We start from the raw sequence: 22,356 nt of genomic DNA, 5'->3' as shown, positions 1-22,356 counted from the left end.
GAGACTAGCCCGAATCCAGACCTCCGTCGGCCGTTCCCACAATGACGGGCGCGCCGTCCTGGTTCAGCAGGGCGACCTCGAAGACGAGGCGGACTCTCCCTTCCTCCTCCACCCTCTCCCGCACCTTGGCGGTCAGCTGGAGCACGTCCCCCGGGAAGATGGGCTTGACGAACGTCACCTCGAACTCCCCTCCGGCCAGGAAGCCCGAGCCGAGCAGGTCCGCCATCCGCTCCGCGATGAAGGCCGCCGGATGCCGGCCCGCGGCCACGGCCCGGGGGAGACCGGCCCGGCGGGCCACCTCGTCGTCCGTGTGGATGTTCCGCGTGTCCCGGCCGCCAGTGACGTAGCGGTTGAACCGCAGCATGTCCTCCCGGCCGATCGCGCGGAAGAGGGGCGGCAGGGCGTCGCCGGGCCGCAGCGCCTCCGGACGTGGCAGGCCCCCGCTCACGGCGCCGGCTCCCCTTGGAGCCGCGTCAGGCTCAGGACCGAGGTGTGGAGGCAGGTGCAGATCACGTCCCCCGCCTCCCCGCGCACCACCAGCTCGCTCACCACCCAGCCCTTCCCGCGCCGGACGTAGCGGTCCTTCACCGTGGCCTTCTGGTGGACGCGCTCGCCCACCCGCGCCGGCCGGCCGAAGCGCCAGGAGAGCTTGGCGTGGATGGTGCCGAAGCGGCGGAAGTTCTCGTCATTGATGGCGATGAGATCGTTGATGAAGATCATCGGGGGCGCGATGGGGCCGCCGAAGGGAGAATTTCCCCGGTACCACGGGCGGTCCGCCCCCAGCGCCTCGCAGTGGGCGGCCACCATCTCCGGGGTGACGGTGATCGCCCGCTCCCCGATCACCGTGCCGGGGGAAAGGTTCTCCCAGACGTACTCGGGCTTTTCCATGCCGGTCCCGCCGAGCCGAATGATCCGCCGCGTGAGGGTGTCCGGGGATTGTTCCGGAAACGGGCGAAGAGGGCAAGCGGGGCCGCGTCCTGCCCCGTAGGGGCGACCGGCCGATCGCCCCTACGAAAATCCTGGCGGATTCCCGGAAGCGGGCGGAACCGGATTCCCGCCCGCCCCCAGACATAATCCCGTGGCGCGGTGAAAGGCGTCCCCCAGGGCGCACAGCAGGCCCTCCCGGAAGGCGGGGGCGACGAGGGTGATCCCGGCGGGGAGGCCGCGCGCGTCCAGGGCATTCGGGATGGCGATGGCGGCGAGGTCAAGCAGGTTCACGAAGTTGGTGTAGCGGCCCAGATTGTTGTTCAGATCGATGGGGTCGGCTTCCACCTGAGCGATGGTGTAGATGGTCCCCGAGGTGGGGACGGCGAGGAGGTCCATCCCCTCCCACCCCCGCGCCGCCTCCTTCCGCAGCGCCTCCAGCCGGTACATGGCGCGGAAGGCGTCCGCGGCGGTGTACCGGCGCCCGCCCTCGATGAGCCGGCGGGTCACCGGATGGAGCGCCTCCGGGTTTTTGTCCATGAACTCCCCGACGGCCGCCAGGCGCTCGGCCATCCAGGGGCCGCCGTAGAGGAGGTCCGCCGTCTCCCGGAAGGGCCTGAAATCCGCCTCCGTCAGCCGGGGGCCGAGCTCCGCCAGCCTCGCGAGGCCCGAGGAGAAGAGCCGCTCCGCCTCCCCGTCGCTGAAGAACTCCAGCTCATTCGCCCGGGGGACGCCCACCCGCAGGCCGTCCAGCGGCTCCGCAGGGAAGGGCCATCCCCCCGGGGCCGGGCGCGAGTAGGGGTCCTCCGGGTCCTCGGCGGCCATCACGCGGAGGACACCGAGGGCGTCCGGCGCGGTCAGAGCGAAGACGGAGACGCAGTCGAGCGAGCGGCAGGCGGGCACCACCCCGGAGGCGCTCACCAGCCCCCGGGTGGGCTTCAGCCCCACGATGTTGGTGAAGCCCGCCGGCACCCGGCCCGAGCCGGCCGTGTCGGTCCCCAGGGCGAAGCTCGCGAGCCCCGCCGAAACCGCCACGGCCGACCCCGAGCTCGACCCGCCCGGGATGTAGCGCGCGTCGAAGGGGTTGCGCGGCGCCCCATGGGGGGAGCGCACCCCCACCAGCCCCGTCGCGAACTGATCGAGGTTGGTCTTGCCGAGGAGCACCGCCCCCGCCTCGAGGATGCGCCCGGCCACGGGCGCGGATTTGGAGGGCGCGTAGGCGAAGGCGGGGCAGGCGGCCGTGGTGGGGAGGCCCGCAATGTCGATGTTGTCCTTGACGGCGAAGGGGAGGCCAAAGAGGGGGAGCTCCGCCAGGGCGCGCTCCATCCCCTGCCGGGCGGCCAGCGCTTCCAGCTCACCGGCGCGGCGGAGGACGTCTTCTTCCGGGACGCGGCTGATCCAGGCCTTCTCGTCCCCCCGGGCGATGCGGGCGAGGGCCGCCCGCGCCACCTCGACTGGCGAGAGGGAGCCCTCCGCATAATGGGCGCGAAGGGTCGAGAAGTCGAGGCTGCCCGTCTCGGGGGGCCAGGCGCTCATGGGGCGGCGTCCCATTGTACGGGGCGGGAGAAGGATGGGGGGAAAACATCCGCGCCGCGAATTCTTTCCCCCGCCCCGGCCCTCCCCCGGCGGGGGAGGGGGATGCCGCCGAAGGATGCTTGGCCGCCCGAAAGAGGCCGGAGCCTTAAGTGAGACAGACGGAGATGCATCATGCGGGAGTTCCGGCGAGGGTCCTCATGCCCCCATCATACCCGGCTAGCGGACCGGGCACAGCCAGCCCAGCACCGCCCCGTAGACCGCGTGGGCGAGCACCGCCGTCATCCAGGCCCGGGGGTGCGCCTTGCGGGCGAAGAAGCCGTGCCCGGTCACCAGGGGATTGAAGACGAGCTGGGAGCCCGCCCAGAGGAGGGCCCCGAAGAGGAGGCCTCTCGCCAGGGGCGGGCCGGGCAGGTGGCGCCCCAGCCCGTAGGCGTAGAGGAGGGCGAAGAACATCCCGTTCAGATGGACGAGGAGGAAGCCCAGCGCCACCGGGGGGCGGCCCTCGTAGGACTCCCCGAAGCAGAGGTGGGCCAGGCCCTTCGAGAAGTCGAGGCGCGCCATGCCCACCCGGCCGGCCCACAGGGCGAGGACGAGATGGACGTAGGTGGCGAAGAAACCGGCGGTGAGGACAATGAGCAGCTCCCCTGGCTCCATCGTTTCCTCCGGGCGCGGTGGTGGGCGGGAGCCGTCATTCTGAGCGCAGCGAAGAACCTGCTTCTAAACAAGAAACAGATTCTTCACTCCGCTTCGCGGAGCCTGTCCTGAGTCCTTCGCTTCGCTCAGGATAAACTCCGCGCAGAGTTCAGAATGACGGGCCAAAACGATCCTGGGACGGGGGAATGGTATGATGGGCGCCCGCGAAAGCCAAGGGAAAAGCGGGGGAATTCTCCGCTGGAGGCCGCGCCCGTGCTGAAGGGGATGCACCACATCTCGATCGCGGTGGACGACCTGGAGCGGGCCCGGGAGTTCTACGCGGGCCTCCTGGGGCTCGCCGAGATCCCCCGGCCGGGCCTCCCCAACCCGGGCAAGTGGTTTCAGGCGGGCGCCTGCCAGCTCCACCTGACGGTGCGCCCGGAGGAGGAGAGGGGCCGCCCCCTTCCCGGCACTGGGGCGGGGGAGACCCACTTCGCCTTCGCCGCCGAGGACCTGGACCGGGTGAAGCGCTACCTCGAGGGCCGGGGCGTCGCGGTCCAGGACGGGATCAACGCCCGGCTCGGCATGCGCCAGCTCTTCTTCCGCGATCCCTCCGGCAACCTGGTCGAGGTCTTCTGCGCGGCGTAGACTGGGGGGCGGCGGGCTGGAGTTTTCCCCTGGCCAGCGCCGCGATTGTCGTTTTCATTCGAGAGGCTCGCCGACATGCCGAAGAAATGGCGCATTGGGAGAATCCCGGCTTCCCTGTGTCTCCTCCTGCCGCTCGCGGCCGCCTGCGGCTCGGGCTCCCCGAGCATCGAGGTCCGGGGCTCCGAGGTGAACTACGGGAAGGTGCCCGTCGGGCAGTACGTGCGGCACCGCTTCGCGTTCAAGAACACGGGCGACGCCCCCCTCAAGATCACGAACTCCCTCCCGCCGGGGAACACCCTCCAGGCCAGGGCCCTGGAGGGCTGCTGACCCCCCCGCGCGGTTGTGGGTCCCACAACCCTGACGCCCGGCCAGGAAGGCTTCGTGGACATCGCCTTCACCATGACCCAGGGGATGGAGGGGCCGCACCACTTCCTCATCCGCCTCGAGACGAACGATCCCCGGAGGCCCGCCGTCGAGCTCCACATCAAGGCCGACTTCACGCTGAATTGATCGGCGAAGGCTTCCGCGTCCCCCCGGAATCGCGCCTGGAAGCCTTTGGATTTTTCGTAGTAGAATATGGAATACGGGATGGGCAGGAATCGAATGGGCGGATAGGGCGGTTTCCGGCTGAGGGGGGCGGGAGATGTTCGAGCGCCGGCATCCAGTGCTCGCACCCATGGGGGAATTCGGCGGCGGAGGGGGAGGCGGCGGGAAGCCGCAGAGCGACGAGGAGCGGATCCGGAAGCACCTCGCCCATCTGTCGGATTGGGCCAGGCGGAACAACCGGGACGCCCGGTGGGACTTCGTGCGTTTTTGGGGCTTCAAGCTGCCCGCCATCGCGAGCTCGGCCGTCAGTGCGGCCTCGGCCACCGTGGGGGCGAGCGAGCAGCTGGTGGGCGTCCTCGCGCTCGTCGCCGGGATTTGCGTCGCCATCGACGGCCTTTGGCCGGGCGGCATGCTCCACAACGTCCACCGGAGGGCGGTCCACGACATCCGGCGGCTGATGAGCACGGCGGAGACGGAGATCGACAAGATTTCCCTCCAGCAGCGGGAGGGCTCGCCCGAGAGGGCCGCCGCCTTCGTGGAAGTGCTGAACAAGATCGACGCCGAGCGGGGCCGCATCGGGGAATATCTCGCGAACGCCGAGGCGAGCCTGGGGATCACCAAGGAGAGCGGCGGCAAGTGACCCAAGTGGCCGGCGGGCCAAAAATTGGTGTGCCGCCCGGGGGTCGAACCCGGCACCTACGGATTAAAAGTCCGTTGCTCTACCGGCTGAGCTAGCGGCACAGGAGAGGACCCAAGGTTTACGCGGCCCGGCGCGCCGCGTCAAGGGGCGCGCCGAGTGAAAGCCGCCCCGCGTCAAGGGCGGCGGCGCGGGGAACCGCCCTCACGAGACGTGCTCACCCCTCCGCGGGGCGCACCCGAAGAAGGCGCCCGTGTCCATGTCCCGGAAGAGGGAGGCGTAGAGCGCCCGGCACCGCTCCCGGAAGGCCGGGTCGATGACCACCGCCCGCCCGGCGTATTCCCGGCAGTGGCCGCAGGCCTCGCAGGAGACATCCCGGCAGCCGAGCCTCCGGAAGCGCTCGATGAAGCCGTCGAGCGCCCGGTTGTCCACATACACCGGATCGCCGTTTCTCCCGCCGGCACCCGCCGCCCCGCCGTTCGACTCGCCGGAGTGCATCGGCCCGCCGTTCTTCTCGTGAAGCGGCCCGCCGTTCGTCTCGCCGGATGAAAGCGCCCCGCCGTTCGTCCCCGGGAGGAAGCCCCGCGCCTCTGCCAGCGCCTTGAGCCGAAGGGCCGGGGAGAGCCCCAGCTTCCAGGGGCGGACGAGGTGCCGGAGCCGCCAGCGCCGGGCCCGGCCCGTGTCCTCCCCCTTCCGCCACCTCTCCCCGTGGCCGTAGGGCTGCACCAGGTCCAGGAGGTTCCCCTCGTAGCGGCGCTCGCTGTACGCCTTGACGCGCGCGAGGAGGAGGTCCGTCGGGGCGTTGCGCTCCACGATCTTGAAGTTCTCGTAGCCCAGGCGCTCGTACTCGCCCAGGTCCTCGGGCCGGATCCAGTCCGCCCGGATGTAGTTCACCGGGTCGTCCAGCTTCATGGCGGTGCACTTTAGGAAGCACCAGTCCACGAGGAAGCCGCCCGAGGCGTGGCCCTTCTGGGAGGCGTGCGCCAGGTGAGTCATGTGGGCGTGGGCGAGGGAGCAGTGCTGGAGGCAGCTGTTGTTCACCAGGAGCTGGAGGTCGCAGGAGACGTGGCGCCTAATGGCCTCGAGCGCCCGGAACTCCCGGTTCACCTGGAGGCTGTCCAGGCAGATGCAGTCCGCCCCCGCGTCCTCCCAGTAGCGCGCCTTCTGCACGCTGTCCACGCACGCGAACACGCTCACCCGCGTGTGGAGGGCCGGGTAGCTCCGCTTGATCAGGGCCAGGATGGAGGGGATGGAGACCGTCACCGCCCCCGCCCCGATGGAGACGATCCAGTCGAGCAGCCCCCGCAGCTCCCGCTGCCCCCGGCGGGTGGTCTCCCGGTTGTCCCAGCAGGCCGCGTTCAGGAGGTAGTTGAAGCGCATCCCCGCCCGCCGCACGTGCGCCGCGTGCTCCGCCAGCCGCCGCCGGGAGAGCGGCCCCAGCATGTAGCTCGCCCGCCCGCCCCCCAGGCAGTCCGCCGGGAGCTTCCCGTACACCTCCTCCACCGGGTACCCGGCGAGCCCCTCCACCAGCCGGGGGTCGTAGTTGCTGGCCACGCTGAGGCGCATCGCGTTCTCCCGAGGCGGCTCCGGCCCCGGGCGGCCCGCCCGGGACCGGGGGATGAGGGCATGGTTCTGGCGTAGGATAGTCCCGGGGAGCGGCGGGGGGAACCGGCGGGTGGGCCTTGACGCGCCCTCCGCCCCTGTGGTCAATTCCCCCCCTGCGGCGCGCCTCGGGCCGACGTAGCTCAGCCGGTAGAGCAGCTGATTCGTAATCAGCAGGTCAGGGGTTCGAGTCCCCTCGTCGGCTCCAGGGAATCATCCCGGAAAATTTTTAGGTAGTGGGTAAGTTTGGCGGTTCCGATGTCATTCCGAGCGCAGCGAGGAATCTTCGTGAGTCGCCGCCCCCGTAGATTCCTCGGTCACTACGCTCCCTCGGAATGACACCTTCCATCCGGTAGGCAGACCAACCAATCACTGTCAAATGTCGGAGAGTTTTCCGGACAGGCTAGCCCGCCGCTCCGCGAAGCGGAGAACGCCCGGTTTCCCGCACGCCCTCCCTTTCTTCCAGCGCACGGCGACCTCCACGTCCCCGCCCAGGGCGAGCAGGTACGCCACGAGCCGCTCCAGCGAGAAGCGCGAGAGCTTGCCGCGCATGAGGTTGGACGCCTCGGGCTGCTTGATGCCGAGCAGCCGGGCCAGGTCCCCCTGCGTCAGCCCCATCCGCTCCACGGCGGCGAGAATCTGGCCGAGGAGCCGCGCCCGCAGGTAGGCCTCCTCCGCGTCGGGCCTTCCCAGGTCCGCGAAGAGGTTGTCCGGGCTCTTGTGGAGTTTCGGGGTCATTGCGGCCTCCCCAGTTCCCGCTCCAGCGCCCGCAAGAGGGAGGGGGATTTCTTCAATTTTCTATTTGCCCTAAGCTAATTATACAGTCCGTTTTTTAACGCCCATCGTAGGAGATTACAATGCCTGTTCAGACTATCCCCTTGGATTGGTTGTCAATCAGTGGCCTTGTGGCGGGTATTGTGTCAGTATTACTTGGGGTCGTAGCTATTGCTTTAAGCGTTGCCTTCTTTTACTTCGGGCAAAAAGGTGAACGTGAGGCCTCCGTAGCCTTGGAGGGTATTAGATCGCAGACCAAAACTTTGGCAGATATATCTCGACAGCAATTAAGGGAACTGACCGGGATAATAGGGCAACAAACGCGACCACCAGAAACCATGGCGGAAATAATGAGCCAGCTAGGCCCGCTAATGCGAGAGCTAGCCGCTTCACAGCGAAATGGGCTAATCGAACCAGAACAACCAAATAGAGTTGTTACCGGCGAGATTATTCGCGGCCATAATGTCCCTTTACTTCAAAATGAAGTGGACAGAAATATTCTACGGGAATCGGCCCTCTCAATGTATTTGGCTGTTTATTATTATGCATCGTGCGCCAATTTTTTTGCACAAGGAGATTTGCCATCAGAAAATGAATATCAGGAAGGAAGTCTATATCATCGTTTTGTTCGCCAATTACTTGACTTAAGTGCTGCCGATGTAATGCTAATTACCGGTGCCTTGAATCAATGGGCTCAACGAGAACAAAGTTTTGTTACTGGCAACCGGCTATTCCAGATATTTGGCACTCAGGGAAATTTGGTTGCCAACCTAGTTCGCAATTCGCGCCAGCAATTTGAAGCTCGCCAAAATCCTCCAACGCAGTCATAGAAAGGGCCGAAAAACCGGGCCGTTTTGCGTCGCTCGGAGTTCTACCCCTCCCCCCCGCACATCTCCAGCGCAATTAGCGCGTAGACCTTGGCCCCGTCCTCCAAATCCTGGAGGGTGATGTGCTCGTCGATGGCGTGGGCCTGCCAGGGCTCGCCGGGGCCGAAGAGGGCGCCGGCCTCGATGTTGCCGTTCCGGTGCATGTGGAAGATCTCCCCGCTCGAGTACCAGCCGATGAGGCCGGCCTCCTTGCCGCGCACCGTCTTGCAGGCGGCGCGCACGGCGCGGACGAGGCCGGAGCCCTCGGAGAACTCCAGGGGGTCGCGCTCCTCGCTCGCCCGGAGATCGGAGACGCGGAAGCCGCCCGCGCGGGCGGCGCTCTCGGCCGCCTCCTTCACCTTGTCCCGGATGTCCCGGCTGGTGAGGGGGGGCCACCAGCGGATGTCGAAGGCGGGGGTGCAGAGCTCGGCCCCCACGTTCACCACCTTGCCCCCCCGGATGGTGCCCACGCTCACGGTGTCCTTCCCGAGGCGCGGGTGGCCGGGGAGGGCGATGCCCTTCACCGCCCGGATGACGTCGCCGGCCTTCTCGATGGCGTTCACCCCGTCCTCCGGGAAGGCGCCGTGGCTGGCCTTGCCGATGACGTCGAGCTCGAACCAGATGCGCCCCTTGAAGACGTGGGGGACGTCGAAGTTGGTGGCCTCGCCCAGGATGGCGGCCCGGGCGGGCACGAGGCCCTTCTCGAAGGGGTAGCGCAGGCCGTAGCGCCCGGCGGTCTCGTCGTCCACGGCGGCCACGAACCAGAGGTCCCCCTTGAGCCGGACACCGGAGGCGCGGATGGCGCGGATCGCTTCCAGCATCCCGGCGAGCATGCCCTTGGAGTCGGCCGTGCCCCGGCCCCAGAGGATGCCCTCCTCCACCCGGGCCTCGAAGGGAGGGTACTTCCAGGCCGAGAGGTCGCCCGGGTCCACCACGTCCATGTGGGAGGAGAGGCAGAAGGCGGGCCCCCCGCCCGCGCCGGGCAGGCGGCCGACGATGTTCGGGCGGCCGGGCTCCCCGATCGAGCGCCGGATGTCCACGAGCCCCACCTCGCGCATCAGCCGCTCGGCCTCGTCGGCGACCGCGGCATAGTCCCCGGGCGGGTTCACGCTCGGCCGGCGCACCAGCTCGCGGGTCATCCCGACGACGGAGTCGCGGCTCACGCGGGCGAGGATGCGTTCCTGGGCGTCCGGCACGGGATGGGCCTCCTGTGGGATGGGATCGGATAATCGCGGCGTTTCGCCTTCGGTGCCGTTCATCCGCAGGGGCGGTTCGCGAACCGCCCCTACAACCAAACCCTGCCATGCCGCCTGATCTGGGCGAGGCATGCCTCGCCCCTACCCCTTCCTGTCCTTCCCCTCGTACACCTCCAGCACCCGGGTGGCGTCGTCCTTGGCCCAGCCGGCGGCCTCGGCGCGCTGGAACATCTCGCGGGCCGCCTTCACCACCTGGAGGTCGAAGCCCTTCTCCTTGGCGAGCTTGACGGCCATGCCCATGTCCTTGACGAAGATCTCGACGGCGCCGCGCGGGGCGAAGTCGCGCCCCATGATGCGGGGGGCGGTCTGTTCGAGCATGGCGCCCCGGACCGAGCCCTTGCGCAGGCAGGTCATCATGGTCTCGTGGGAGAGGCCGCAGCGCTCCCCCAGGAGGATCATCTCGCACAGGAGGGCGACGGAAGAATTCACGTAGAGGTTTGTCACCACCTTCATGGTGGCCCCGGTGCCGCTCGGCCCGGTGTAGTCCACCCCCGAGGCCAGGGGCTTGAGGATGGGATGGACGCGGTCGAAGACCTCGCGCTTTCCCCCGACCATGATGGAGATGGTGCGGTCGTCCACCTTGGGGTGGGAGCCCGAGATGGGGGCGTCGAGCATCTCGACGCCGTGGGCCTCGAGCTTCTTCGCGAGCTCGGCCTGCCAGCTCGGGTACATGGTGCTCATCTCGACGTGGATGAGGCCCTTCTTCTTCGCCTCGGTGAGGCTGTTCGGGCCGAAGAGGTTCCCCTCGATGTGCTCGGGCTTGAGGAGGATGGAGAAGGTGACGTCGGAGCGCTCGGCCACCTCCTTGGCCGAGGCGCAGGGGGTGCCGCCCGCTTCCTTCAGGAGCTTCAAGCGCGCGGGGTCGGTGTCGTAGCCCGAGACGGCGTGGCCGTCCTTAATGAGCGCCCGGGAGAGCGCCAGCCCCATCTTGCCCAAGCCGATGTAGCCCAGCCGTTCGGCCATGAAGCCTTCCTCCTCGATGAATTCGGTCAGGGGACGAGGACCAGCTTGCCCAGGAAGCGCCCGCTCCGCAAGAGCTCGTGGCACTCGTTCGCCTTCGCGAGGGGCATCTCCTGGTCCACGGGCACCCGGAAGCCGCTCTTCTCCCACAGGGCGTCCAGGCGGCGGTTCACCTCGGGGATGTGGGGCTCGAGGTTCCGGGCCGCGATGCCGAGGACGCGGGCGTTCTTCCCCATCACCCCCGAGACGCGGAAGGTGGTCATGGGGCCCTTTCCGGTCCCCATCCCCACCAGGACGACCCGGCCCCCGGCCGGGATGGCGTCCAGGTCCTTGTCGAGGTTGTCGCAGGCGGCCAGCTCCACGATGACGTCCGCGCCCCGGCCCCCGGTCAGCTCCCGGCAGCGGGCGGCGAAGTCCTCTTTCTTGTAGTTGATGGTCTCGTGGGCCCCGTGGGTGCGGCAGAAGGCGGCCTTCTCCTCCGAGCTGACGGTGGTGAGCACCCGGCAGCCCAGCGCCCGGGCGAGCTGGATGGAGGCGATCCCCACGCCCCCGGCCCCGCCCTGGACCAGCACGGCCTCGCCGGGCCCGGCCTGGGCCTGGAGGACGAGGGCGTGCCAGGCCGTCTGGAAGGCCACCGGGAGGGCGGCCCCGTCGGAGAAGGAGATGGAGCCGGGCAGCCGGGCGGCGGAGCGCGCCTCCATGAGGGTGTAGTCGGCGTAGGCCTCCCGCCTGGGGCAGTAGGCGAACACCCGGTCGCCCTCCTTGAAGCCCTGGACGCCCTTGCCCAGGGCCGCCACTTCGCCCGCGCACTCGCTCCCCAGCAAGTGGGGGAGCCTGAGGCCGGCCACGTAGTTCGGCAGCCCCCGGCGGATGGAGAGGTCGATGGGGTTCACCCCGGCGGCCTTCACCCGGACGAGGAGCTCGCCCGGCCCCGGCTCGGGGACGGGGACCTCGTCCAGGCGCAGGGGCTCGCCGAGGGTGTCGCTGTAGGCGTGGATCCGCATGGCTCGCATGGTCTTCTCTCGCGGTGGAGCGGGGATAAGGACGCGCCGGCGGGGGCCGCCGGCAGGGGCTTATAGGAACGGCATGGAGCGGACGCGCATGACCTGGTTCGTGGCCTCGGAGTGGAGGAAGGCGGTCACGTCCCGGAGGTACTTCTCCATGGGGGCCTCGGTCATGTAGCCCATGCCGCCCCAGACCTCGAGCGCCTTGCGGACCACGTCGAAGCAGGTCTCCCCCATGTAGGCCTTGGTCATGAAGGCCATCTTGGGGTCGTAGATGGCGGGGTCCTCGGCCGTCCAGGCGGCGTAGTGGAGGAGCCGCCGGGCGGCCTCGAGCTGGACGAAGCAGTCGCAGAGCAGGAACCCGACCGCCTGGTGCCCGATGATGGGCCTGCCCCCCTGGACGCGGTTGCGGGCGTACTCCAGGGCGTCCTCGTAGGCGGCGCGGGCCACGCCGAGGCAGGGACCCACCGCCTCGATGTTCGAGCCGCGCACCTTGCGGCGGGCCTGGTAGGCGCCGTTCACCTCGCCCAGGCGGTTCCCGTCCGGCGCCTGGAGGTCGCGGAAGACGAGCTCGCGGTTGGGGCCCAGGCGCATGCCCAGCTTGTCGTGGTAGCGGCCGTAGGAGAAGCCCTCCATGTCCGGGGTCAGGAGGAAGAAGGTCGTCCCCTTGGTGATGCCGGCCGAGGGGTCGGTGCGGGTGTTCACCATGTAGAGCTTGGAGAGGCCGGCGTTGAAGATGAAGTGCTTCATGCCGTTGATCACCCAGCCCGCGCCCTTGCGGACGGCGGAGGTGTGCATCCCGGCGCCCGGGGCGTCGACGGGGATGAGGTTGTCCGAGCCCGAGTCGGGCTCGGTGCCGGCGATGCTGAAGTGGTAGCGGTGGTCCCCGGCGAAGGCCCGGAGGAAGCGCCCCTTCTGCTCCTCCGTCATCAGGGTCTCGAAGACGCGGGAGAGCTTCCAGTCCTGCTCCAGGATGACGCTCGTGCCGAGGTCGCCCCAGCCGAGCTCCTCCCCCACGATGCACAGCGTCACCATGTCGGCCCCGCCGCCGCCCCACTCCTCGGCCAGGCCCAGCGTCCTCAGGCCGAGGCGGCTCGCCTTGTCCAGGACCTCGACGGGGCTGCGGTCCTTGGGGTCGGGGCGCCGGTCGAGCTCGCGGGCGACCGGGCGGATCTCCCTGCGGGCGAACTCCCGGGCCATCCCCTGGAGCGCGAGCTGGCGTTCGGTGAGCCGGAATTCCATGCGCGCTTCCCCGGTCCGGAGAGGCCGGACCGCGAGGCTCAGTTGCGGGTGCGGGGGTCGAGGGCGTCCCGCAGGCCGTCGCCGAAGAGGTTGAAGCCCAGGACCGTGAACATGATCGCCAGCCCCGGCGCGACGACGATGAACGGCCGCTCGGAGAGGGAGGTCATGTTCTGCTTCAGGTCGAAGCCCCAGGAGGGCGTCGGGGGCTGGGTGCCCAGGCCGAGGAACGAGAGGTTGGCCTCCACCAGGATGGCGAAGGCGATGGACACGGTGGCCGTGACGATGATGGGGGCGAGGCAGTTGGGCAGGATGTGCCGGAAGAGGAGCCGGACGTCGGAGGCGGAGATGCTCCGGGCGCCGGAGACGTAGTCGAGCTCTTTCACGGTGAGGACGCTCCCCCGGATGACGCGCGCGAAGATGGGGATGCGCACGATGGCCAGGGCCAGCACCACGTTCTTCGTGCTGGGGCCCAGGATGACCATGATCACGATGGCCAGGAGGAAGGTGGGAAAGGCCAGGATCAAGTCCATCAGGCGCATGACGAGCAGGTCGATCCAGCCGCCGTAGTAGCCCGAGCTGATCCCGAGCGGGATGCCGAACAGCACCGCGAGGCTGATGGAGCCCAGGCCCACGAACAGGGCCACCCGGGTGCCGTAGATCACCCGGGTCAGGATGTCGCGGCCGAGGGGGTCGGTGCCGAAGGGATGCCTCAGGGAGGGCGGTTGCAGGCTGCCCGCGGCCGGGTTCTCGAAGGAGTAGGGGGCGATGAAGTCGGCCGTCAGGGCGGTCAGGACGAGGCCGACGACGACGACGAGGCCGGCAATGGCGGTCTTGCTCCGGCACAGGTTGCGCCAGATCATCAGCAGCATGGACTCGTAGCCGGGCTCCTCCGGCCCCGGGAGGCCTGCCGGGCGCCCTCCCATCTCCCCGAGCTGGGCGCCGGCGCGGCCGTTCCCGGCCAGGGCGCCCTGGCGGGCGGGTTCAGTTCTCATAACGAATCCTCGGATCCAGGAACGCGTATACCAGGTCCACCGTCAGGTTCGCCAGGACGAAGATGGACGATGATACCAGAATGAAGCCCATCACGGCAGGGTAGTCCCGGCTGGCGATGGCGTTGATGCCGTACTGCCCGAGCCCGGGCACGGAGAAGATGGTCTCGACCACGATGGAGCCGCCCACCAGGAAGCCGACCTGGAGCCCCATCACCGTGACCACCGGGATGAGGGCGTTCTTCAGGGCGTGCTTGCAGATGACCAGGAACTCGGGCGAACCCTTGGCCCGGGCCGTCTTGACGTAGTCCAGGCCCACGACCTCCAGCATGCAGCCGCGCACCATGCGGGTGAGCAGCGCGCCCCGGGTGAGGCCCAGGGTGAGCACCGGCAGGACCATGTGCGTGACGTGCTCGGCGGCCCCCTGCGACCAGGGCTTGTAGCCCTGGACAGGCAGGATGCCCAGCCCCAGCGAGAACAGGAGCACCAGGAGGATGCCCCCGAAGAACTCCGGCACCGAGATGCCCACCATGGAGCTGGTCATGGCGGTGTAGTCGCTGGCCGTGTAGGGCCGGGTGGCCGAGATGATGCCCGCCGGCAGGGCCACCATGAGAGCCACGATCATGGCGCCGAAGATGAGCTCGAGGCTGATGGGCAGGCGCTCGAGTATCTGCTCCAGGACCGGCAGGCCCGAGAGGACCTCCTTGCCCCAGTCCCCCCGGGCCAGCCGGCCGAGCCAAAGCACGTATTGGACGTAGACGGGCTTGTCCAGGCCGTACTGCCTGCGGAGCGAGGCCGCGAGCTCCTCCTCATAGTACTGGCCGAGGTAGGCCTCGATTGGGTCGCCCGGGATCGACTGGATCGCCAGGAAAATCACCATGGTGATCCCGAGCAGGGTCGGGATCAGCAGCAGCAGGCGCCGGATGATGTATGACCGCATCGTCCTCCGAACCTCATGTTACTTGTCCAGCCAGACGGCCCTGTAGTCGAGCATGAGCTTACCAAGATTCGTGAATCCTTTCACGTAGTCCCGCGCCGCCTGCAGGAGGCCGAAGCTGGCGATGTTGGGGTAGTACCCCTGCTCCACCATGTAGCGCTGGAGCTTGTGGCTGGCCTCGAGCTGCTTGCGGGGGTCGATGTTGGAGCGCCACTCGTCGAGGAAGGCGTCCACCTTGGGATCCTTGATGTTGTAATAGTCGATCCCCGACTTGGAGTGGATGGTGTGCGAGTTGCTGTTCACCGTCCGGGAGGAGAGGGTGTTCTGCAGCGTGAGCTGGAGCCGGCGCTGGGCGACGAAGGCGCGGTTCCAGGTGGCGTAGTCCACCACGCGGATCTCCATGTCGACCCCGAGCTGGCCAAACTGGGACTTGAGCGCCTGGGACACCTCGAGGTGGGCCGGGTCGGAGTTGTTGGTGGTCAGGGTGATCTTGAGCGGCTTGCCCGGCCCGTAGCCCGCCTCGGCGAGGAGCTTCTTCGCCTTGGCGGGGTCGTGGGGGCACTCCTTCGTGAGGTCCAGGGCGTCCTTGGCGCCGGCGGGGGAGTAGCTCGCCCAGGGCTTGCCGAGCCCCCGCAGAGCGGTCCTCACGATCTGGGCCCGGTCGATGCCGTAGCAGCCGAGGGCCCGGCGGACGCGCACGTCCTTCCACGGGTCCATCTGGCCGTTGATGGGCACGGCGTAGTTGATGGTGTTGGGGCCTACCAGCACCTTCACCCCCTCGGTCTTCTTCGCCGTCTCGTAGAGCGGGAGGGGCAGGTTGTTGATGATGTCGATCTGCCCGGCGGCCAGGGCGTTCATCCGCTGGTTGGCGTCCGGCATGAAGTAGAACTCGATCCGGTCCACGTAGGGCAGGTTCTTGTCGAAGTAGCCCTTGTGGCGCTCGGCGAAGAGGTGCTGGTTGCGCTTCCACTCCACGAACTTGAAGGGACCGCTCAGGACCGGGTGGAGGCGGAACTTCTCGAGGTCCGTGTCGTAGGCCTTGGGCGAGACGAGCACGAAGCGGGAGAAGGCGCTCGACATGGCGTCGAAGGTCTGCGCCTTGCCCAGGTCCTTCTGGCGGACCCGGACGGTGTACTTGTCGATGACATCCACCTGGTCGATGTGGAAGAGATAGCCCACCCAGATGTTGCGCCACTTGTACTTGGGGTTCTTCTTCTTCATCTCCTCGGCCCACTTCGGGGCCGTCTTGTTGATGAGGTCGAGGTTCCACTTGACGGACGCGGCGTCGAGCGGGGCGCCGTCGTGGTAGGTGCCCCCGGGATGGAGCTTGAAGGTGATGATGCGCCCGTCCTCGGAGACCTCCCACTCCTTGGCCGCGTCTCCCACGACCTCGAAGTTCTCGTCGAGGCGGACCAGGCCGTTGCCCATCGCCTCGCGGTACACCTTGCGGGCGAAGTTGATGCCGATGACGTTCAGGTCCGGCGCCTCGCCCTCGATTCCGATGCGCAGCGTGCCGCCGCGCTTGGCGGCCTCCGCCCCGGCCGCGGGGGCCAGGACGAGGGCCAGGGCGGCCATGACGGCCGCGGTCCGCGTCCACATCATGATGGTGTGCCTCCCATGGTTTGGGCCTGCATTGTCAGGATCCAGCGTCAGGATCGCGGTGCGCCCGGCGCCGCGGGGCGGCCGCCGGCCGGATGATGGCCGCTTTTCGAATGGTCATTTTTCTCAAAAAGGCTCTTACCTGTCCAGCCACACCCCGCGGAAGTCGTTCATCAGCTTGCCCAGGTAGTGGAAGCCCTTCACGTCCGCCCGCGACGCCTGGATGAACGGGAACCCGGCGATGGCCGGGTAGTAGGCCATCTCGGCCATGTACCGCTGGATGCGGTGGCTGGCCTCGATCTGCCGGCGCGGGTCGATGGTGGAGCGCCAGGCCTCCACGAGGCCGTCCAGCTTGGGGTCCTTGATGTTGTAGTAGTCGAGCCCCGACTTCGAGTAGAAGACGTGGGAATTGGTGTTCACGGTCAGCGAGGAGAGCGTGTTTTGAAGGGTGATCTCCAGCCTGCGCTGGACCACGAAGGCGCGGTTCCAGGTGGCGTAGTCCACCACCCGGATGTCCATGTCCGCCCCGATCCGGGCGAACTGGGACTTCAGCGCCTGGGCCACCTCGAGGTGGGCCGGATCGGAGTTGTTGGTGGTCATGGTGAACTTGAAGGGCTTGGCCGGCCCGTAGCCCGCCTCGGCGAGGAGCTTCCTGGCCTTCTCCGGATCGTAGGGGCACTCCTTGGTGAGGTCGAGGGCGTCGACGGCCCCGGGGGGGGAGACGCTGTTCCAGGGCTGCCCGAGGCCGCGCAGGGCGGTCTTGGCGATCCCGGCCCGGTCCACCCCGTAGCACGAGATGGCCTTCCGGACGCGGATGTCCTTCCACATCGGAAGCTGCACGTTGTAGGGGAAGGCGTAGTTGGTGGTGGTCCGGCCGAGGTAGGTCCGGACGCCGGGCGCCTTCTTGGCCGTCTCGTAGAGGGACAGGGGCAGGTTGTTGATGATGTCGATCTGCCCGGAGGTCAGGGCGTTCATCCGCTGGTTGGCGTCGGGCATGAAGTAGAACTCGATCCGGTCCACGTAGGGCAGGTTCTTGTCGAAGTAGCCCTTGTGGCGCTCGGCGAAGAGGTGCTGGTTGCGCTTCCACTCCACGAACTTGAAGGGACCGCTCAGGACCGGCGACCGGCTGAACTTCTCGATGTCCATGTCGTAGGCCTTGGGCGAGACGAGCACGAACCGGGTGAAGGTGGCGGCCAGGGCCTCGAAGGTCTGGGCCTTGCCGATGTCCTTCTGGTGGATGCGGAGGGTGTACTTGTCCACCACCTCCACCTTCTGGACGTGGCTCAGGTAGGCCTTGAAGCTGTTGGGTATCTGCGCCTTCGGGTTCTTCTTCCGGGCCTCCTGCAGCCACTTCGGCACCACCTCGCCCGTGACGAGGCCGAAGTTCCACTTCACCGACTCGGCGTCGAGCGGGGCCCCGTCGTGGTAGGTCCCGCCGGGGTGGAGCCTCAGGGTGAGGACCCGCCCTTCGTCGGAGAGCTCCCAGCTCCGCGCCAAGTCTCCCGTGAACTCGAAGTTCTCGTTCACGGACATGAGGCCGGTGCCGAGGCTCTCCCGGTACACCTTGAGGGGCCAGCCGACCTTGACGACGTCGAGGTCGGTGGTGTCCCCCTCCATGGCCACGCGCAGGGTCCCGCCGCGCTTGGCGGCGTGGGCGCCGGGCGCGGCGCCGAGCAGCAGCAGGGCGGCGGCGATCAATGCCAGGCGGGCTTTCATGTCGGCTCCATCCTTCCGGTGCGCGCCGCGGTTCAGGCGGCTATTTGTCCAGCCAGACCTCGCTGTAGTCGAACATCAGCTTGCCCAGGTACTTGAATCCCTTCACGTAGTCCCGCGTGACCTCCAGGAACGAGAAGGTGGCGAGGTTGGGGTAATACGCCTGGTCCAGGACGTAGCGCTGGATCGCGTGGCTGGCCTCGAGCTGCTTGCGCGGGTCGATGGTCGAGCGCCAGGCGTCCAGCAGCTCGTCCAGCTTGGGGTCCTTGACTTGGTAGTAGTCGTTCCCCGCCTTCGAGTAGACGACGTGGGAGTTGCTGTTCACGCTGCGGGAGGAGAGCGTGTTCTGGAGCGTGAGCTGGATCTTGTGCTGGCCCACGAAGCCGCGGTTCCAGGTGGCGTAGTCCACGATCTTGACTTCCATGTCGATGTTGCTCTTGGCGAACTGGAGCTTGAGCGCCTGGGACACCTCGATGTGGGCCGGGTCGGAGTTGTTGGTCGTCATGGTGATCTTGAGGGGCTTGCCCGGGCCGTAGCCCGCCTCGGCCAGGAGCTTCTTGGCCTTCTCGGGGTCGTAGGGGCACTCGGCCGTGAGGTCGAGCGCGTCCACGGCCCCGCCGGGCGCGAAGGTCACCCAGGGCTTGCCGAGCCCCCGCAGGGCGGTCTTCACGATCTGGGCCCGGTCCACGGCGTAGCAGGAGACGGCCTTGCGCACCCGGAGGTCCTTCCAGGGCTCCATCTGGTTGTTGAAGGGGAAGGCGTAGTTGATGGTGGCCCGCCCCCGGTGGACGACGACGCCGGGCGCCTTCTTCATCGTCTCGTAGAGGGAGAGGGGCAGGTTGTTGATGACGTCGATCTGGCCCGAGAGGAGGGCGTTCATCCGCTGGTTCGCGTCGGGGATGAAGTAGAACTCGAGCCGGTCGAGGTAGGGCTGGCCCTTGCGGTAGAAGCCCCTGTGGCGCTCGGCGAAGAGGTGCTGGTTGCGCTTCCACTCCACGAACTTGTAGGGGCCGCTCAGGACGGGGCGGCGGCGGAAGGACTCGATGTCGGTGTCGTAGGCCTTGGGCGAGACGAGGACGAAGCGTCCCAGGGTGCCCGTCATGGCGTCGAAGAGCTGGCCCTTACCCAGGTCCTTCTGGTGGACGCGGAGGGTGTACTTGTCCACCACCTCCACCTTGTCGATGTGGTAGAGATAGTTGACGAAGAGATTTTGCCACTTGTACTTGGGGTTCTTTTTCTTCATCTCCTCGACCCACTTCGGGACCGTCTTGTTGACGAGGTCGAGGTTCCACTTGACCGATTCGGCGTCGAGCGGGGCGCCGTCGTGGTAGGTGCCCCCGGGGTGGAGCTTGAAGGTGACGATGCGCCCTTCGTCGGAGATCTCCCAGCTCTTCGCCAGGTCGCCGATGGGGTTGAAGTTCTCGTCGAGGCGGAGAAGGGCGCCGCCCATGATCTCCCGGTAGACCTTCAGGGCGCCGCTGATCCCGATGGGGTTGAGATCGAACGCTTCTCCCTCGGTCGCGATCCGGAGGGTGCCGCCCCGCTTCGCGGCCTGGGCGCCGGCCGCGGGTCCAAGGGCGAGGGCGAGAACTGCGAGGGCAGCGGCGAGAATATGCATCATGGGATTTTTTCCTCCAGTAATCCTGGATGACCGCATGGCGGCGCATGGGCCGCCGCACCGGCCTTCCCACCGCTGATGAGTTCGAGAGTTCCGCCCTCGGGGGCGGCCGGGCCACCCCCGAGGGCGCATGGACGCGGGAATGAAGCCTAGGCCTTCACCTTGTCGAGAATCCCGGTCTTGGTCAGATCGTCCCGGAACTGCTTCCGCTCCTTGTCCGTCAGGGGGACGATGGGCGGGCGCGGCTCGCCGGCGGCCATGCCGAGGAGCTTGCTCCACTCCTTCAGGTAGGCCGTCGTCCGGCCGTTCGGGCCCGAGGTGAAGTACTTCTTCCGCACCTGGCGCAGGGGCTCGAGCTCATAGTGGAGCTTCCAGGCCTTGACCATGTCGCCCTTCTGGATCGCGTCGTACATGTCCTTCATCGGGGTGTAGCCGGGGACCTGGTACAGGAACGGCGCGGGCGAGGACATGTGGACCTGCATCCCGAAGTGCGCCATGCCGACCAGCATGTTCTCGTCGCTGGGGTCGCAGACCACGATCTTGTCGCCCACCCGGCGCCGGACCTCGGCCATGTGGTCCATGCTGTTGACCGCGTTCTTGATGCAGCAGATGTTGGGGATGTCGGTCAGCCGCTCGACGAGCGCGGGGCTGAGGGTCGTGCCCGACTTGGGCTGGTTGAAGAGGGCGATGCCCATCTCGGTCTGCTTGGCGATGGTCTGGAAGTAGAGGAAGATCTCGTCGTCGTCGTGCGCGCCGTAGACCGGGTTGATCATGATCACGTAGTCGCCGCCCACTTCCTCGGCGTGGTGGGTGAGCTCGACCGCCTCGGAGATGTTGATGTGGGCCGTGTGCGGGATGGTCTGGGCATTGCCCCGGCTCTCCTCGCAGACGATGTGCTGGGCGCGCTTGCGCTCCTGCGGGGAGAGCGACCAGAATTCGCCCATGAGGCCGTTGCAGAAGAAGCCGTCGATCTTGAGGTCGTCGATGCAGCGGCGGACGTTGCGGCGGAGGCCCTCCTCGTCCAGCTCGCCCGAGGGGGTGAACGGAGTGCAGAGGGCGGCCCACACGCCCTTCATGTGGGCCTTACAGTACTCCTTGGCTTCGGACGCGCTTTTGTACTCCATTGCTCTTCTCCTTTGGATGACCGCGGGTTCCCCCGTTGACCGATACGCCACTCTCCGCCCCAAGCGGCGGTGATGGTGCTCCCCCCAGGAGCCTGGACAGCTCGGCGGCCCCTCGCCGGACGGCCTCCGCGATGGCCGGCACCCGGTCCTCCGTGAGCCGGTCGTTCGGCCCCGAGAGCCCGATGGCGGCCACCGCCTCGCCCGTGAAATCGAAGGCGGGGGCCGAGATCCCTCCGCCGCTCTCCCGCCACTCGCCCCGGTTGATGGCCACGCCCTCGCGGCGGATCTGCTCCAGCCGGGCGAGAAGCGCCTCCGGGGCGGTGATGGTCTTGTCGGTGAAGCGCTTGAGCCCGGCGCGGAGCACCTCCTCCACCTTCTCCTTCGGGGAGTGGGCGAGGATGGCGAGGCCGGGGGAGGTGCAGTGGATGGGCGCCCGCACGCCCGGCCGCAGCACGAACCGGTGGGGCACGGGGCTCTCCAGCACCCGGAGGTAGACCGTTTCGAGGCCGTCCACGACCGCGAGCTGGGCCGTCTCCCGCGACTCGATCCACATGCGGTGGAGCACGTCCTGGGCGATGCGCACGAGCTCCATCTGATCCTGGGCGAGGGCGGCGAGCTGGAGGATCTTGAAGCCCATGCGGTAGCGGCCGCTCTGGGGGTCGCGGCGCAGGTAGCCGCGCTCCTCCAGCACCCGCAGGACGCGGTACTGCGTCGCGCGCGGGATGTGGAGCATCTCATGGAGCTCGCGCGCGCTGAATTCCTTGGGCCCGAACTGGAAGGCCTCGATGGTGTCGAGGGCATGCCGGATGGCGGAGGGCGTGTGGTCCATTTGGGGCCTCTGCTTCTCTTCTGCTTTGTCTCTGTATTGAGAAAGGATGATCAATCTAGAGATTCCCGGCACTGTGTGGTTTGGCAAAATCAAAGTCAAGCCCCGCCTGGGAGGAAATTTGGGCCACGGCGGCCTTGGCCCGTACTCTCATGCTTATCAATGGATTGCGCGTACCTCCCACTCTCGGTTGCGTCTTTGGAGAATGGCGTCGGATAATCCGGCGGCCTCTGTGTGGAGAAATTCCGCATGATCTATGAGATCGAAATCGTGCGTTTGGCGCCCCGGGGGTGGGGGGAGTACGCGAAAGAGTTCGCGCGGGTCTTCCGGAAGCACGACCTGGGGGCCTCGCTCCTCGGCCTCTTCCAGGCCGACATCGGCCTCCTCAACCGGGCGATGCTGGTCTGGGCGCACGAGGACGGGGACCAGCAGGCGCGCGTGCGCCGCGCGCTGACCAACTGCTGCGAGGTGGAGGGCTCCACCTCCAGGATGTACCGCACCGTCCCCCTTCTTCCCCGCCCGCTCGTGGGCAGCTGGGGCGGCGTCTACGAGGTCCGCACCTACCAGGGCCATCCCGGAAGGATGGACGACGCCGTCCGCGCCTGGGAGAAGCATCTCCCCCCCCGGCTGAAGCTCTCGCCCTGCGTGGCGCTCTTCTTCTCGGAGCCCGCTCCCGACGGCTCCTGGGAGTACGTCCACTTCTGGCCCTACCGGGACCTCAACCACCGCGCCGAGGTGCGCGGCCGCGCCCACGAGGCCGGCTGGCCGCCCGGCACCATCGACTACGCCCGGGGCATCCTGAAATCCCAGCAGTCGGAGATCTGGCTCCCGGCCCCCTTCTCCCCGATGCACTAGCCGCGCGGCGGCGGGATACCGGGAATCCCGGCCGTTCGCGGAAGAGGGCGGGCCGGGGCGGCCCCGC

The 22,356-nt window shown here is 67.8% G+C and carries 22 protein-coding genes and 2 tRNA genes; 6 read left to right on the top strand and 18 right to left on the bottom strand.

The window, feature by feature from the left end:
* Positions 1-4: 4 nt before the first annotated feature.
* The 4 genes from HYZ11_05660 to HYZ11_05645 all read right to left on the bottom strand — a co-directional run bounded on the left by HYZ11_05660 (position 5) and on the right by HYZ11_05645 (position 3,114).
* Positions 5-448 carry a MaoC family dehydratase gene (locus HYZ11_05660; GenBank protein ID MBI3127069.1) on the bottom strand — a complete coding sequence of 148 codons (444 nt, stop codon included), beginning with the start codon at positions 446-448 and terminating at the stop codon, positions 5-7.
* Positions 445-888 carry a MaoC family dehydratase gene (locus HYZ11_05655; GenBank protein MBI3127068.1) on the bottom strand — a complete coding sequence of 148 codons (444 nt, stop codon included), beginning with the start codon at positions 886-888 and terminating at the stop codon, positions 445-447. Before HYZ11_05655 ends, HYZ11_05660 begins: the two co-directional genes overlap by 4 nt.
* 120 nt (positions 889-1,008) lie before the next feature.
* Positions 1,009-2,460 carry an allophanate hydrolase gene (gene atzF / locus HYZ11_05650; protein MBI3127067.1) on the bottom strand — a complete coding sequence of 484 codons (1,452 nt, stop codon included), beginning with the start codon at positions 2,458-2,460 and terminating at the stop codon, positions 1,009-1,011.
* A gap of 216 nt (positions 2,461-2,676) precedes the next feature.
* The gene (locus tag HYZ11_05645; protein ID MBI3127066.1) at positions 2,677-3,114 is read right to left on the bottom strand and encodes a hypothetical protein; all 438 of its coding nucleotides are present in this window, start codon (positions 3,112-3,114) and stop codon (positions 2,677-2,679) included.
* 252 nt (positions 3,115-3,366) lie between these two features.
* Between HYZ11_05645 and HYZ11_05640 the strand changes: the two genes are divergently transcribed.
* From HYZ11_05640 to HYZ11_05630, 3 genes are all read left to right on the top strand, one after another.
* Complete coding sequence (locus HYZ11_05640; protein ID MBI3127065.1) at positions 3,367-3,741, top strand: VOC family protein; 375 nt, start codon at positions 3,367-3,369, stop codon at positions 3,739-3,741.
* Positions 3,742-3,816: 75 nt separating this feature from the next.
* The gene (locus HYZ11_05635) at positions 3,817-4,068 is read left to right on the top strand and encodes a DUF1573 domain-containing protein (GenBank protein MBI3127064.1); all 252 of its coding nucleotides are present in this window, start codon (positions 3,817-3,819) and stop codon (positions 4,066-4,068) included.
* 316 nt (positions 4,069-4,384) lie between these two features.
* Positions 4,385-4,927 carry a hypothetical protein gene (locus HYZ11_05630; GenBank protein MBI3127063.1) on the top strand — a complete coding sequence of 181 codons (543 nt, stop codon included), beginning with the start codon at positions 4,385-4,387 and terminating at the stop codon, positions 4,925-4,927.
* Positions 4,928-4,952: 25 nt separating this feature from the next.
* Here the strand turns inward: HYZ11_05630 and HYZ11_05625 are convergent.
* Positions 4,953-5,028 (bottom strand) — tRNA-Lys (locus HYZ11_05625).
* A 100-nt stretch (positions 5,029-5,128) separates the two neighbouring features.
* Positions 5,129-6,490: a U32 family peptidase gene (locus tag HYZ11_05620; GenBank protein MBI3127062.1), complete on the bottom strand. Its 1,362-nt coding sequence runs from the start codon at positions 6,488-6,490 to the stop codon at positions 5,129-5,131.
* Between the two features lie 168 nt (positions 6,491-6,658).
* Here HYZ11_05620 and HYZ11_05615 point away from each other — a divergent pair.
* A tRNA-Thr gene (locus HYZ11_05615) sits at positions 6,659-6,734 on the top strand.
* A gap of 167 nt (positions 6,735-6,901) precedes the next feature.
* On the opposite strand, the gene HYZ11_05610 is transcribed toward HYZ11_05615, so the two are convergent.
* Complete coding sequence (locus HYZ11_05610) at positions 6,902-7,264, bottom strand: XRE family transcriptional regulator (protein ID MBI3127061.1); 363 nt, start codon at positions 7,262-7,264, stop codon at positions 6,902-6,904.
* 119 nt (positions 7,265-7,383) lie between these two features.
* Between HYZ11_05610 and HYZ11_05605 the strand changes: the two genes are divergently transcribed.
* Positions 7,384-8,130 carry a hypothetical protein gene (locus tag HYZ11_05605; GenBank protein ID MBI3127060.1) on the top strand — a complete coding sequence of 249 codons (747 nt, stop codon included), beginning with the start codon at positions 7,384-7,386 and terminating at the stop codon, positions 8,128-8,130.
* A gap of 41 nt (positions 8,131-8,171) precedes the next feature.
* On the opposite strand, the gene HYZ11_05600 is transcribed toward HYZ11_05605, so the two are convergent.
* The 11 genes from HYZ11_05600 to HYZ11_05550 all read right to left on the bottom strand — a co-directional run bounded on the left by HYZ11_05600 (position 8,172) and on the right by HYZ11_05550 (position 21,437).
* A complete protein-coding gene (locus HYZ11_05600; GenBank protein ID MBI3127059.1) occupies positions 8,172-9,362 on the bottom strand; it encodes a M20/M25/M40 family metallo-hydrolase in 1,191 nt (396 codons plus the stop codon).
* Between the two features lie 141 nt (positions 9,363-9,503).
* On the bottom strand, positions 9,504-10,385 hold the full coding sequence (locus HYZ11_05595; protein MBI3127058.1) for an NAD(P)-dependent oxidoreductase: 882 nt from the start codon (positions 10,383-10,385) through the stop codon (positions 9,504-9,506).
* Between the two features lie 26 nt (positions 10,386-10,411).
* On the bottom strand, positions 10,412-11,395 hold the full coding sequence (locus tag HYZ11_05590; protein ID MBI3127057.1) for an NADPH:quinone reductase: 984 nt from the start codon (positions 11,393-11,395) through the stop codon (positions 10,412-10,414).
* Between the two features lie 60 nt (positions 11,396-11,455).
* Positions 11,456-12,628: an acyl-CoA/acyl-ACP dehydrogenase gene (locus HYZ11_05585; protein MBI3127056.1), complete on the bottom strand. Its 1,173-nt coding sequence runs from the start codon at positions 12,626-12,628 to the stop codon at positions 11,456-11,458.
* 38 nt (positions 12,629-12,666) lie between these two features.
* Entirely contained in the window at positions 12,667-13,497 is an 831-nt protein-coding gene (locus tag HYZ11_05580; protein ID MBI3127055.1) for an ABC transporter permease, read from the bottom strand.
* 112 nt (positions 13,498-13,609) lie between these two features.
* A complete protein-coding gene (locus HYZ11_05575; GenBank protein MBI3127054.1) occupies positions 13,610-14,557 on the bottom strand; it encodes an ABC transporter permease in 948 nt (315 codons plus the stop codon).
* A gap of 18 nt (positions 14,558-14,575) precedes the next feature.
* Positions 14,576-16,156 (bottom strand): ABC transporter substrate-binding protein, encoded by a 1,581-nt coding sequence (locus HYZ11_05570; GenBank protein ID MBI3127053.1) that lies wholly within the window; start codon positions 16,154-16,156, stop codon positions 14,576-14,578.
* A 135-nt stretch (positions 16,157-16,291) separates the two neighbouring features.
* Positions 16,292-17,869, bottom strand: coding sequence for an ABC transporter substrate-binding protein (locus tag HYZ11_05565; GenBank protein MBI3127052.1), 1,578 nt, complete (start codon positions 17,867-17,869; stop codon positions 16,292-16,294).
* Positions 17,870-17,909: 40 nt separating this feature from the next.
* Positions 17,910-19,487: an ABC transporter substrate-binding protein gene (locus tag HYZ11_05560; protein MBI3127051.1), complete on the bottom strand. Its 1,578-nt coding sequence runs from the start codon at positions 19,485-19,487 to the stop codon at positions 17,910-17,912.
* A 146-nt stretch (positions 19,488-19,633) separates the two neighbouring features.
* The gene (locus tag HYZ11_05555; GenBank protein ID MBI3127050.1) at positions 19,634-20,608 is read right to left on the bottom strand and encodes a dihydrodipicolinate synthase family protein; all 975 of its coding nucleotides are present in this window, start codon (positions 20,606-20,608) and stop codon (positions 19,634-19,636) included.
* The gene (locus HYZ11_05550; protein MBI3127049.1) at positions 20,568-21,437 is read right to left on the bottom strand and encodes an IclR family transcriptional regulator; all 870 of its coding nucleotides are present in this window, start codon (positions 21,435-21,437) and stop codon (positions 20,568-20,570) included. Before HYZ11_05550 ends, HYZ11_05555 begins: the two co-directional genes overlap by 41 nt.
* 246 nt (positions 21,438-21,683) lie before the next feature.
* Here HYZ11_05550 and HYZ11_05545 point away from each other — a divergent pair, with 246 nt between their 5' ends.
* Positions 21,684-22,289 carry an NIPSNAP family protein gene (locus HYZ11_05545; protein MBI3127048.1) on the top strand — a complete coding sequence of 202 codons (606 nt, stop codon included), beginning with the start codon at positions 21,684-21,686 and terminating at the stop codon, positions 22,287-22,289.
* The last annotated feature ends 67 nt before the right edge of the window (positions 22,290-22,356 follow it).

Source organism: Candidatus Tectomicrobia bacterium, from assembly GCA_016192135.1.
Classification (GTDB): Bacteria; UBA8248; UBA8248; order UBA8248; family UBA8248; genus 2-12-FULL-69-37.
Note: the sequence above shows the minus strand (reverse complement) of the source record. Positions and strands in the feature narration are given on the sequence as shown.